The organism is Streptomyces sp. NPDC060027, assembly GCF_042737005.1.
Taxonomy (GTDB): domain Bacteria; phylum Actinomycetota; class Actinomycetes; order Streptomycetales; family Streptomycetaceae; genus Streptomyces.
The window spans coordinates 22429-34008 of record NZ_JBHWVI010000081.1; the positions used below are offsets into that span (position 1 = coordinate 22429).

At 69.8% G+C, this 11580-nt stretch carries 12 protein-coding genes; 5 read left to right on the top strand and 7 right to left on the bottom strand.

The features are described from left to right. Nucleotides 1-6 precede the first annotated feature (6 nt). A complete protein-coding gene (locus tag ACFWBT_RS21055; RefSeq protein WP_385702458.1) occupies nt 7-1125 on the top strand; it encodes a fatty acid desaturase family protein in 1119 nt (372 codons plus the stop codon). Nucleotides 1126-1825: 700 nt separating this feature from the next. Here ACFWBT_RS21055 and ACFWBT_RS21060 read toward each other — a convergent pair. Both ACFWBT_RS21060 and ACFWBT_RS21065 read right to left on the bottom strand, forming a co-directional pair. Next, nucleotides 1826-1972 (bottom strand): hypothetical protein, encoded by a 147-nt coding sequence (locus tag ACFWBT_RS21060; protein WP_385702461.1) that lies wholly within the window; start codon nt 1970-1972, stop codon nt 1826-1828. Nucleotides 1973-2013: 41 nt separating this feature from the next. Next, nucleotides 2014-2340 (bottom strand): hypothetical protein, encoded by a 327-nt coding sequence (locus tag ACFWBT_RS21065; RefSeq protein WP_385702464.1) that lies wholly within the window; start codon nt 2338-2340, stop codon nt 2014-2016. A 91-nt stretch (nt 2341-2431) separates the two neighbouring features. Between ACFWBT_RS21065 and ACFWBT_RS21070 the strand changes: the two genes are divergently transcribed. Beyond that, the gene (locus ACFWBT_RS21070; protein ID WP_385702466.1) at nt 2432-3910 is read left to right on the top strand and encodes a glutamate--cysteine ligase; all 1479 of its coding nucleotides are present in this window, start codon (nt 2432-2434) and stop codon (nt 3908-3910) included. Nucleotides 3911-3998: 88 nt separating this feature from the next. Here ACFWBT_RS21070 and ACFWBT_RS21075 read toward each other — a convergent pair whose 3' ends face one another. The 3 genes from ACFWBT_RS21075 to ACFWBT_RS21085 all read right to left on the bottom strand — a co-directional run bounded on the left by ACFWBT_RS21075 (nt 3999) and on the right by ACFWBT_RS21085 (nt 7186). After that, complete coding sequence (locus ACFWBT_RS21075) at nt 3999-4424, bottom strand: SRPBCC family protein (protein WP_385702469.1); 426 nt, start codon at nt 4422-4424, stop codon at nt 3999-4001. Between the two features lie 462 nt (nt 4425-4886). Beyond that, nucleotides 4887-5615, bottom strand: coding sequence for a family 16 glycosylhydrolase (locus ACFWBT_RS21080; protein ID WP_385702472.1), 729 nt, complete (start codon nt 5613-5615; stop codon nt 4887-4889). 233 nt (nt 5616-5848) lie between these two features. Then, on the bottom strand, nt 5849-7186 hold the full coding sequence (locus tag ACFWBT_RS21085) for an MFS transporter (protein ID WP_385702474.1): 1338 nt from the start codon (nt 7184-7186) through the stop codon (nt 5849-5851). A gap of 72 nt (nt 7187-7258) precedes the next feature. Between ACFWBT_RS21085 and ACFWBT_RS21090 the strand changes: the two genes are divergently transcribed. Beyond that, on the top strand, nt 7259-8263 hold the full coding sequence (locus tag ACFWBT_RS21090; RefSeq protein WP_385702476.1) for a GlxA family transcriptional regulator: 1005 nt from the start codon (nt 7259-7261) through the stop codon (nt 8261-8263). A 185-nt stretch (nt 8264-8448) separates the two neighbouring features. Here the strand turns inward: ACFWBT_RS21090 and ACFWBT_RS21095 are convergent, their stop codons facing one another. Continuing rightward, on the bottom strand, nt 8449-8811 hold the full coding sequence (locus ACFWBT_RS21095; protein WP_385702478.1) for a hypothetical protein: 363 nt from the start codon (nt 8809-8811) through the stop codon (nt 8449-8451). Between the two features lie 101 nt (nt 8812-8912). On the opposite strand from ACFWBT_RS21095, the gene sigJ reads away from it, so the two are divergent. Beyond that, on the top strand, nt 8913-9827 hold the full coding sequence (sigJ, locus tag ACFWBT_RS21100; protein WP_385702480.1) for an RNA polymerase sigma factor SigJ: 915 nt from the start codon (nt 8913-8915) through the stop codon (nt 9825-9827). Nucleotides 9828-10045: 218 nt separating this feature from the next. Here sigJ and ACFWBT_RS21105 read toward each other — a convergent pair whose 3' ends face one another. After that, nucleotides 10046-10360 carry a hypothetical protein gene (locus tag ACFWBT_RS21105; RefSeq protein ID WP_385702481.1) on the bottom strand — a complete coding sequence of 105 codons (315 nt, stop codon included), beginning with the start codon at nt 10358-10360 and terminating at the stop codon, nt 10046-10048. A gap of 392 nt (nt 10361-10752) precedes the next feature. Between ACFWBT_RS21105 and ACFWBT_RS21110 the strand changes: the two genes are divergently transcribed. Then, nucleotides 10753-11010, top strand: a complete 258-nt coding sequence (locus tag ACFWBT_RS21110; RefSeq protein WP_385702484.1) for a LapA family protein — start codon at nt 10753-10755, stop codon at nt 11008-11010. Nucleotides 11011-11580 lie beyond the last annotated feature (570 nt).

The window sequence follows — 11580 nt, forward strand, 5'->3', positions numbered from 1 at the left end:
AGCACCTTGACCGCCATCGACCCCACCGCCCACCTGACCGCGGAGCAGATCGAGGAGCTTGGCCGCGAGCTGGACGCGATCCGCGACGAGGTGATCGCCGGCCGCGGCGAGAAAGACGCCGCCTACATCCGCAAGGTCATCTCGGCACAGCGCAAGCTCGAGCTGGTCAGCAGGGGCGTACTGCTGTTCTCGTTCTTCCCGCCCGCGTGGCTGATCGGCACCGCCGGTCTGTCCGTGGCGAAGATCATGGACAACATGGAGATCGGCCACAACGTCCTGCACGGCCAGTGGGACTGGATGCGGGACCCGAAGATCCACTCAACCACCTGGGACTGGGATCACGTCTCGCCGGCCGAGCAGTGGAAGCACTCGCACAACGAGCTGCACCACACGTACACCAACGTGATCGGCAAGGACAACGACCTCGGCTACGGCATCATGCGCGTCGACGAGGACCAGAAGTGGCACCCGTTCCACCTCGGCCAGCCGCTGTGGAACTTCATCAACGCCTGTTTCTTCGAGTACGGCATCGCAGCGTACGACCTGGAGCTCGGCAAGAACCTGAACAAGCGCCGCCGCAAGAACCCCGAGTTCCACGCGCGGGCCAAGGCCGTGGGCCGCAAGATTCGCAAGCAGGTGCTCAAGGACTACGTGATCCACCCGCTGCTGTCGGGCCCGTCGTTCCTCACCACGCTCGCCGCCACGTTCACCGCGAACCTGGTCCGCAACATCTGGACCCACTCGGTGATCATGTGCGGGCACTTCCCCGAGGGCGTGCAGGTCTTCGAGCGCCGGTCCATCAGGGGCGAGACGCGCGGCCAGTGGTACCTGCGTCAGATGATGGGCTCGGCGAACATCAGCGGCAGCAAGGCCATGCACTTCATGACCGGCAACCTGTCGCACCAGATCGAGCACCACCTCTTCCCGGACCTGCCGAGCAACCGGTACGCCGAGGTCGCGGTGAAGGTGCGCGCGCTGTTCGAGAAGTACGAGCTGGAGTACGTCACCGGCCCGCTGCCCAAGCAGGTGTTCTCCGCGTGGCACAAGGTCTTCCGGCTCTCGCTGCCGAACAAGAAGCCCAAGGTCAAAACGCCGGACCGCGAGCAGGAGCTCGTCGCGGCCTGAATTCCCGGTATTGGTTCAGATCTTTCGGCCGTACCGGCGGCACCGCCGGTCTCGGTGAGATCCATTGCGGACGGTGGGCGGCCGCGACATCAGACCGTACGACACGGGATCCGGGCAGCCCGGTGTCCGGGTGCGCTGCCTGGACGTGCGCCAGGAGCTCAGCACACAGCCCCCGAGGTGTTGTAGTGCGCTGACCTGCCGTGGTCGGGCCGGTAGTCGGGTGCGTACGCGCACTCTGGGGAGGGAGGCCACGGTGCCGCCCTGGCCTAGAGCTTCGCGCGGGGTGGCGTTCTCCGCTTCGAGTTCGGCGTTCCGCAGGCTCAGCGTCTGGATGTGGTTGGCGTAGGCGGCGATGGTGGCGCGTGCCTCCCGCTGCTCGGCCGCGTGTTGGGAGCGCAGCGTGCGGTCCGCCTTCTTGAGGCGGGCGATGTCCGCCGTCGGGGTGTCGGTCTGCGGTCGGGGCGCGTCCGGTGTCCGGAGCAGTCCGGTGATGATCTTCGCCAGGGGTGAACGGTAGTAGGTGGCGCGCGAGATAGCCGCTTCCGTGCACAGCGTGGAGACGGACAGGGCGCCGCTGGTGTGTTCGGGTTGCCGATCACGATCCGCTCGAATGCGTGCACGACAGCCTGGTCGGTGCCCGGCCGTACGGGAATGCCGGCGTGTTCGAGGGCGTGCCGCAGCCGCAGTGCGGCGGGGTCATTCATGCGTCGGGGCTTTCGGTGGAGGTGAGTTCTGCGATGGCGTGGTCGAGTTCGGCGAGGTGGGTGGTCAGCGCGGCGGTTTGGAGGCGGGACAGTCCCGCCGGGGCGTCGAGCGGGCGCTGGGCCTGGGCACGGGCGGTGGTCAAGCGGGGCAGGTGGACGCTGGAGCGGCGGGCATTGGGACAGGTCAGTCGTTCAGGACGCCGGGGTGAAGGGTCTTCGTCAGGTGCTGGAGCATGGTGCGCAGCCGGGCGGGGCTTGCGGTGATGCCGGGCAGGTCGCCCAGCTCCCGGCGGATCCGGGCGAACTCGGCGTTCACGCGGCCGGCGGCGCCTCCGCTGGTGCGGTGGCCGTCGTTCCAGTCGCGGTAGAGGTCCTCGACGTAGTCCAACTGCCTCACGCGCAAGGTGCGCGGATCGATCCGTCGCCGCCACGACGGTCCGCCGAGCACCCTTCTCGTCGGCTTCGGCCCCACGAGGACGCCACGCTCGAGCCCCATCCGGTGGTCAGCCACGGCGTGGGGTGTGCCGTCCCGCATGGTCAGACCTGCCCGGTGGTGCGACGCTGGAGGGGAGAGGTATCCGTGGGGCCACCCGGGAGGGCCGATGGGACGCGACGTTCCGGCGCAGGTCTTCACCCGCGATGACCGTCGCCGGTACCGGATCAAGATGCAGGAATGTCTCGACGCCTTCGCACAGATGCTGCGCGAGTCGCGGTTCGACGCGGAGCGGCCTCAGGTGGGCCTGGAGATCGAGCTGAACCTGACCGACGCCGAGGGCGAGCCGACCATGCGGAGCGGTGACGTGCTCGACGCCATCGCGGACCCCGCCTGGGACACCGAGCTGGGCCGGTTCAACCTGGAGATCAACATTCCGCCCCGGCGGCTCATCGCGGGTGGTCCCAACGCCTGGGAAGAGGAGATCCGCGCCGCGCTGAACCACGCGGAGGAGCGCGCCAGGACGGTCGGCGTCCATCTGATCATGATCGGCATCCTGCCCACCCTTCGGGAGGACGACGTCGGCGGGCAGGCACTGTCGGAGAACGCCCGCTACCACCTGATCAACGAGCAGGTGTTCGCCGCACGCGGCGAGGATCTGCTCATCGAGGTGAACGGTGTCGACCGACTGCGGACCTACGCGGACACCATCACACCGGAAGCCGCGTGCACCAGCACCCAGTTCCACCTCCAGGTCTCCCCCGAGGAATTCGCCGACTACTGGAACGCGGCCCAGGCCATCGCCGGAGTCCAGGTCGCGCTGGCCGCCAACTCACCCTTCCTGTTCGGCAAGGAACTCGCGCACGAGACCCGCATCCCGCTCTTCGAGCAGGCGACGGACACCCGCCCGCAGGAGATCAAGGCGCAGGGAGTACGGCCCCGGGTGTGGTTCGGGGAGCGATGGATCACCAGCGTCTTCGATCTCTTCGAGGAGAACCTCCGCTACTTCCCGGCGCTGCTGCCCCTGTGCGAGGACCAGGACCCGACGCAGACGCTGGACCGCGGAGACACACCGGACCTGTCCGAACTCACCCTCCACAACGGCACCATCTACCGATGGAACCGCCCCGTCTACGCCGTCACCCAGGGCAGACCGCACCTGAGAGTGGAGAACCGCGTGCTGCCCGCGGGCCCTACGGTCGCCGACACCCTCGCCAACGGGGCCTTCTACTACGGCCTCACCCGCGCTCTGGTGGACGAAGACCGGCCGGTGTGGTCACGGATGTCCTTCTCGGCCGCCGAGGACAACCTGCACACCGCAGCACGGCACGGCATCGACGCCCGCCTGTACTGGCCCGGAACGGGCGAAGTCCCGGTGCCCGAACTCGTCCTGCGACGCCTGCTGCCGCTGGCACACCAGGGCCTGGAGCGCTCGGGCATGGACGCGGCCTGGCGGGAACCGTTGCTCGGCATCATCGAGCAACGGTGCGTCACCGCGCGCAACGGCGCGGTCTGGCAGAAGGAGATGCTGCACCACTTCGAGGCCTCGGACCACTGCGGCCGTCACGAGGCCCTGCGGCGCATGACGCGGCAGTACATCGACTACATGCACCTCAACGCACCGGTCCACACCTGGCCTGTCGACTGACGGATCGGTGTGGACCGGCAGGGCGACCCGTCGCATTCGAGCGGGGTCTGGAGGCACGGGAGTCGGCGCCCTGCGGGCCGGCGGGGAGTCAGGACGAGGCCGCGGTTTCGGCGAGCTTCTGGAACTCGCCGAGGTCGTAATTGGCGAGGACCGAGTCCAGATTGGTGAGTGCCCCGAGGCGCTCGACGAATCCCTTCGGGTCGTACTCGACCTGGAGGGTGACACGGCTCGAGTCCTCGCTCAGGCGGTGGAACGTCACGACACCCGCGTGGTGGACACCCTGGGTGGTGTGCCAGGCGATCCGCTCCTCGGGGATCACCTCGGTCAGTTCGGCGACGAAGTTCTTGTCCGCCCCCGGCAGGGACAGTTGCCAGGCGAAGCGGCGTTCGTCCAAGGGCTCCACCAGGCGGACGTGACTCAGGAAGGCGGGCCACCTGGTCACATCGCTCCACAGATCCCAGGTGACGGACACAGGGGCTTGGATGTCGACGGTCTCCACCAGGGAAGCGGACACGCGGGCACCTCTCTCGTCCTCGGATCGACGCCGGATGGCGGCGATTCAGTGAGACCCGGCTACCCGCGCACGTCCCTCCCACACGGCGAGAGTCCCTGCCGGGAATTTCGGCTCCGCCGCCGGGCCACTCATCGGTGTCAAGGTCCTGCGGGCCCGTCCTCGGAACATCCGACGACGGCGGTGACAGGCCGACCGTCCTCACCGTCGCGGTGAGCAAGGGCCGTGACAACCTGTGGGCCGGCGCCGTCGACGCCCTCCGCATCAACCAGTACGTGTACGACTTCGAGGCCAACGGCGTCAACGCCCGCCGCCAGCGATAGGACTCGCCCGGCGGCCGGTCAGGCACAGGCGGCAGAGAACGTTGCCCTCGCCTTGACCAGCACCGCCTCACCCGCGACTGCCCCGGAGCGTTTCCCTTCGGGGCAGTGGGGAGGTCGACCCGGAACGGGCCTGACGCTCACGTCACGGTGTGTACGGGGTGTACGTGATCGACGAGACCTTCAGGTACCGGGCGCCGTCAGCGGTCGCCCAGGTCGAGGCGTCAGGATTCCCCGTCCAGTCCCCGCCCACGGCCGTGTTGACGATGAAATGCATGCCGGTCCCGGCCGGAGTGGTGTAGGGCTTCGAGCCCGTGATGGTGCCGTCCACGGCGAAGTCGATGTGATCGGGCCACCACGTGAACGAGTACGTGTGGAAGGCGTTCGTCCAGCCTGACGCGCTGCTCGACGCATACTGACTCTGAGCGTTGTTCACGTCGTGGAGGGTCTGGTAGACGGTGTTCGGGTTCTGCCCGACGATCTCAGCGGCATCGAACTCGGGCAACCACGGGTTCAGGTAGGCCGCCCACACGGCCGGCAGAAGTCCCTGACCGTTGGGCATGTTCGCGGTGAAGCTGTACGTGCCATAGCCGTAGAGCTGCTTCGACTCCACGCGGCCTGAGTAGTACGTCCCGTCGCCGGCCCTGTAGGTCTTGATGATCAGCGTCTCACCCTCGTACCACACGCAGTTGGGCGTGTAGGTCTCCAGCTCGTTGTTGGCGGTCCACCTACCGTTGACGGTGTTCCACGAGTTGACGTTCTGCGGCGCGCCCCAGGTGCCCGCGTGGGCCGGCGGCTGACTCAGGAGAGGCAGCAGGAGAGCTGTCAGCACGACGGCCATCAACCGTCCTGGCTTCTGAAGTGCGGATGACATCGCGGCTCCATTGCTCGGATGACATGGACCGTGGGAGCGGTTCCACGGCCACTTCGGTTCCGGACTGTAGGAGTCCGTTCAACAGGTGACAAGACACGCGGAACCAGCTATTCGCTGCCTTCTCAAGTTGAACGCAGGACTTGATGCCACGGGCGCGACAGGACTCGCCTCAGGCGTTCACCGCCGACGGCCCGCTCCCGACCGGAACGCGAGCGAGGAAGAGTTCGATCGCCTCATTCTCCGGCCGGACCAGCCGGTTCCCTCGGTGTGCCGACGTCCGTGGGAGCGGCGCGGCGCAGCGTGCGGATCGCCGGGATCGTGAGCAGCGCCACGCAGCCCGCGAGGCAGGCGCCTGTCGAGACCAGCAGGAGGCGTCCCGGGGAGGCCAGTGTGGTGGCCGGCCCCGCCAGTAGCTGGCCCAAGGCGATCCCGGACACCGAGCCGGCCAACTCGTAGGCGGTGACCCGGTTGAGCACCGCGGGCGGGGTATGGGTCTGCACGCTGGTCGCCCACATGACCGACCAGAACGCCCAGGCGCCGCCGCCGAGCACATGGCCCACCAGCAGCACCGGCAGTCCGGCGCTCAGCGACACGCAGAGCGGCAGCACGGCGAACAGTGCCATCGCCACCGCGCCCGCGGCCAGCGGCCGGGCCAGGCGCAGCCGCAGCGCCAGCAGGCCGCCGAGTACCGTTCCGACGCCGAGGAAGGAGACCGCGAGGCCGTAGGCGTTCGGGCCGAGCCGGGCGCCGACCAGCGCCGAGCTGAGCGGTACCAGCGGGCCGAAGAGCAGCACGCCGTAGCCCACCCAGATCAGGATAACCGCCCACATCCAGGTGCGGGAGCGGAACTCGTGCCAGCCCTGGCGCAGGTCGCGGCGGAGTGAACTTCCGCTGGGCTCGGGGGAATCGGCGTCGTTCGGGGTGTCCGTGGGCGCGTCGGCGGGGGCGAGGCGAATGAGCGCCAGGCACAGGGCGCTGAGCACGAAGGTGCCGCCGTCGATCGCGTACACGGTGCCGGCGCCGGTCAGCGCGATCAGCAGCCCCGCCAGGGCCGGGCCGAGCAGTTGGGCGAGCGCGTCGGCCACCTTGAGCGTGGCGTTGGCCCGCTGGGGGTCGCGGGCGACCAGCGGGACCATCCCGTTCACTCCCGGCTGGAACATCGCGGCGGCGGCACCGGCCGGCGCTGCCATGGTGACCAGCAGCCAGAACGGGGGCGGCCCGACGAAGAACGCGACTGCCAGCACGCCCTGGGTGAGCACCCGGGCGAGGTCCGCGCCCACCATCATCCGCCGGGCGCCCAGCCGGTCGGCGAACACGCCGCCGAACAGGACCAGGGCGACGAACGTCCCGGTCCAGGTGCCGAGGACGAAGCCGACTCCGGAGATCCCGTAGAGCGCGCCGACCGCGAGTGCGGCGGCCACCGGCATCATCGCGTCGCCGACCAGCGAGACCGTGCGGGCGGTGAAGTAGAGCGTGAAGCGCCGGTCCCACAACGGCGACCGGGCGTCGGGCGGATCGGTGGTCGGATCATTGGGCGGGGAGGTCTGGGTCCGAGCCTGCGTGGTGGTCACAGCACGCCATCCTGGCCCGGACTAATCGGCCGCCCCAGTGTCCCGAACGACATGACTGGGTACTTTCACGCCATGACGATGCGTTCGCTGCCGAAGTCCCCGGCGCCGCACCGCGTGGTGGCCCTGCTGCAACCCCCGCAGTCGGCCTTCCCGCTGGCCTGCGCGGCCGAGGTGTTCGGCGAGCACGGCCCGGCGATCCCCGCCCGCTACACGTTCGAGGTCTGCACCGAGCACCCCGGCCCGGTGCGCACCCGGGCCGGCTACGACCTGCTGGTCACGGCGGGCCTGGACGCGCTGGAGCGGGCGGACACCGTGGTGGTCCCCGGCTGGCAGCAGGCTCCCGGCACCGAGGTGCCTCCGGCGGTCGTCGCGGCGGTCCGCCGGGCGCACCGGCGCGGCGTACGGATCGTCGGCATCTGCTCGGGCGCGTTCGTGCCCGCCGCCGCCGGACTGCTGGACGGCCGCCGGGCCGCCACCCACTGGGCCCAGGCCGCCGAGCTGGCCGCACGGTTCCCGCAGGTCCGGGTCGACCCCGCGGTGCTCTACGTGGACCACGGTGACGTCTCCACCAGCGCCGGATCGGCGGCGGGCGTGGACCTCTGCCTGCACCTGGTGCGCACCGACCAGGGCGCCGCGTACGCGATGCGGATCGCCCGGCAGATGGTGATGCCCCCGCACCGCGAGGGCTGCCAGCTGCAGTACGCCGAGCTGCCCACCTCCGGGCCGGTCACGGACTCGCTGGCCCCGCTTCTGGAGTGGCTGGCCGGGAGGCTGGACCAGCCGGTCAGCGTCGCCGAGATGGCGGCCCGTTCCCAGGTCTCGGCGCGCACCCTGACCCGGCGCTTCACCGAGCAGCTGGGCATCAGTCCCGGACGATGGCTGCTGGACCGGCGGATCGCCGCCACCCGGGCACTGCTGGAGGAGACCGACCTGCCGGTGGAAACCATCGCGCACCGGGTCGGCCTCTCCTCGGCCGTGAACCTGCGCCGCCGCTTCCACGAGGCCCTGCGCACCACGCCCGCCGCCTACCGGCGCGACTTCCGCACGGACGAGGCCGGGCAGACCAAAGCCGGGTAGCCCGCGGACAGCTGTCGACTCTGTTGCCTCCGCGGCCCCGAAGGCATCCTCTTCGGACGCGCCGAGCAACTCAGCTGACCGCAGAGCCCAGTTCGGGCAGGGAAGGTGAGCGGATGGGCCTCTGGGGCGACCCGATCCGCCAGCCAGCCAGCCGCAGCTGATCCCGGAATCCCCCGCAGCGGCTTTCAGCGCCGCGCCAGCGCCAGCACGCTCAGGCCGAACATCAGGACGCCCAGAGGAAGATGGACCGACGGGATGTGCGCGATGCCGAGCACGACCTGGACCGAGGCGAGGGCAAGAAAGCCGGACGCGTGCCAGACGGGCCGGGGCGAGCCGCCGCCCGGCTTCCACGCCAGCACCGCCGCGAGCACGTACAGCATCGACGCCCCGTACATCACGCGGGCTCCGACACTGTGGAGGGTCTCTCCGTAGGACGCGGTCAGCAGCAGTCCGGCGGAGACCGCTTGAAGGAAGATGGTCAGGGTCTGCAGGGTGATCGCGATCCGCAGAAACGAGATGCGGTGCTGTGCCGTCGCCTGGGTTGCCATGCCACAGTCCCCTCTGTCCGCCCGGAGGCAGTAGATCGATAAGGTCTCACCAACCCGACGACGCGGGCCCGCGAAAGGTAAGGCGAGGAGGCGGTCGGAGCATGGGGACGGCTGGGACGAGCACCGATGAGACGGCCGGCGAGCGGCGCCGACTGATCAACGTCGCCTACCGGTTGCTCGGCTCACTGGCCGAGTCCGAGGACGCCGTACAGGAGGCGTACGCGCGCTGGTACGCGCTGCCACGAGGTCGACGGGTCGAGATCGTGTCCCCCGGCGCCTGGCTGACGACGGTGACCGGCCGCATCTGCCTGGACGTGCTCGGCTCGGCGCGGGCGCGGCGTGAACGCTATGTCGGCGCCTGGTTGCCCGATCCGCTGCCCGACCACGCCGAGCGGGACCACGGCGAGGGCACCGACCCCGCCGACCAGATGGTCCTGGACGAATCGGTGACCATGGCCTTCCTCGTGGTCCTGGAGTCGATGACACCGGCCGAGCGGGTGGCGTTCGTCCTGCACGACGTCTTCCGGTACCCCTTCGCCGAGATCGCCGACGTCCTCGGCCGGACCCCCGCGGCATGCAAGCAGCTCGCGGCCTCCGCCCGGCGGCGGGTGCGCGACGAGCGGCCTCCGGTGACGGCGGCCGGGCAGGCCGACACGGTGCGGCACGTCAAAGAGGCATGGCAGACCAAGAACATCGCGGCCCTCGTCGGCCTTCTCGACCCGGCCGCCGTGATGACCGCCGACGGCGGCGGCATGGTCGGTACCGTCCTGCGCCCGATCGAAGGCGGTGCGCTCATCGCCCGCTACATGGTCGCCATCGCCGACAAGGCTCCGGGGCTCGAACTCCTGGAGCGGTCCGTCAACGGTGTGCCGGGCTTGGTGGCCCGGCGTGCCGGCGCCGTGACGACCGTAGCCTCTTTCGATGTGGCCCACGGCCGCGTCACCCGGATCTGGGTGGTCCGCAATCCGGAGAAGCTACAGGCGTGGGTGCGGGACGGCCAGGTCACGTCCGGGTGATCCCTGCGCTGCCTGGAGTTCGACGACGGCATCGCCACCATCGCGTGCTGGGTGCTCCCGGCCGCCCGTCACGCCGGCGAGGCCTCCCGCCTCCAGTGCTCCGGTCCGCTCCGGTCATTCGTCGATTCGGGGAACCCGGGGGCTCCGGGTGCGGTTCCAGTTTCAGAACCGCCTGATGGACCAACGGACTTGGTCACCCGGAACCTCCGTCGGGCCCGTTAGGCCGCCGAGCGCCCGTCGAGTTCCCGCCGCCTGGCCGCGAGTGCCCTGGCCAGTACTTTCGCCCGGTAGGGGTTCGCGGTATCCAGGGCCGTGGCCACCGTCACCGCCTCGTCCAGCAGAGCCAGCCGTTGCGCCGGCAGCTCCCGCACCAGCGGCGAGGTACTGGCCTCCTCCACCAGCACGTACGCCAGCTTCGACCCGTACGCCTCCGGCTCGACCTGTGTCAGAAGGCGGTAGATCCACAACCCCTCGGCACCGCGCACCACCCGCCGGTTGGCGCCGAGCAGCCTGACCCTCGCGAGTACCACCATGTCCTGATCCACCGAACCCCCTTCGCTCCCCCACCCCCGGCCCGCACCCGTCACCCGACGAGGCAGCACAACGAGCGCGCCGGCAGCCGAGGACGGATGCCGGCACGAACGCCGGGAGTGGATGACCACGAGTCTGCGGGCGGACCACAGCCTGCGACAAGGCTGAACGGACGTGCGCTCCGTCCTACCGCAAACCCCACCCGAGCAGGCATGATGGACCTGACACTCCCCCGAGCCCGGCTCGCGCCCCGCATCAGCCGTGGCCGCCACCCGCTGCGCCGGATGCGTCCCGGGTGGAGGTTTCCCAGGGAGTCCGGGCCTGGTGCGTGGGCCGTCAGCAGAGAGCCGGCAACCGAGTCGCCCGCTCGGGTGACCCACCTGATACTGGATTCATGGCCCAGAAGACCGCGAAGGCACACGGGCCGTCCACCGTGACGGTCAAGGGGCGGGACGTGCGGCTGCGCACCGTCGGCTTCTTCGTGCTGGCAGCCCTGACCATCTGGTTCATCGCCGCCAACACCGGCTCAGTGACCATCAGGCTCTGGATTCCCGAGGTCACCCTCCCGCTGTGGATCGTCCTGACCGTCACCCTCGTCGTCGGCATCCTCCTGGGGAGGTTGATCGCCTACCGCCGCCGCGCCCGCCGGTAACCCGGCTCTGGGACAACGCTCCGCCTGACGCGGAGACCCGGGGCCACTTGGCATGCATGTCGGAGCAGGCGGTCACATCGCGAGGACCGCGGACAGCGGATCACCCTCCCCTCGCACATATCCCCCACTGCCATCGGGCTCTCCCGCGGTCGGATGTGCCGACGACGGGCGCCGTCCGCATCGTCGGCCCTGCATCCGACGATTTTTCGGCGCGCTGACTACAACCCCGAACGAACTTGGGATGTCTTCTGAGTGAGCGCAAGGGGGCATCGCACTCACGGCACCGTCCAAAGGGGGAGGCCACCCATGACTCCATGCGGCTCTCCGTCGGGCGCGGTGGCGGTTGTGGCCCTGCGAGCGCCTGCCAGGCCCCTGTCCCTTTCCCCGTCCTTGCCCCTGAACCGTGCGTCGCCGTCGGCCGGTCCAGGAAACGAAGGAGGCTCCCCCCAGTGCGTCACATCACCAGCGCGGCCGTGACGGCCGCGGCACTGCTCACCCTCGGTGGCAGCACCATGATCGCGGCTCCCGCGGCGCAGGCCGCCGTTCCCTTTCCGTCCATCGGCTGGCAGC

What these genes read in the sequence shown, in the direction of transcription:
- ACFWBT_RS21110 (WP_385702484.1), top strand. Translation starts at nt 10,753, where the DNA reads ATGGCCCAGAAGACCGCGAAGGCACACGGGCCGTCCACCGTGACGGTC.
- sigJ (WP_385702480.1), top strand. Translation starts at nt 8,913, where the DNA reads ATGGGGACGGCTGGGACGAGCACCGATGAGACGGCCGGCGAGCGGCGC.
- ACFWBT_RS21095 (WP_385702478.1), bottom strand. Translation starts at nt 8,811, where the DNA reads ATGGCAACCCAGGCGACGGCACAGCACCGCATCTCGTTTCTGCGGATC.
- ACFWBT_RS21090 (WP_385702476.1), top strand. Translation starts at nt 7,259, where the DNA reads ATGACGATGCGTTCGCTGCCGAAGTCCCCGGCGCCGCACCGCGTGGTG.
- ACFWBT_RS21105 (WP_385702481.1), bottom strand. Translation starts at nt 10,360, where the DNA reads ATGGTGGTACTCGCGAGGGTCAGGCTGCTCGGCGCCAACCGGCGGGTG.
- ACFWBT_RS21070 (WP_385702466.1), top strand. Translation starts at nt 2,432, where the DNA reads ATGGGACGCGACGTTCCGGCGCAGGTCTTCACCCGCGATGACCGTCGC.
- ACFWBT_RS21080 (WP_385702472.1), bottom strand. Translation starts at nt 5,615, where the DNA reads ATGTCATCCGCACTTCAGAAGCCAGGACGGTTGATGGCCGTCGTGCTG.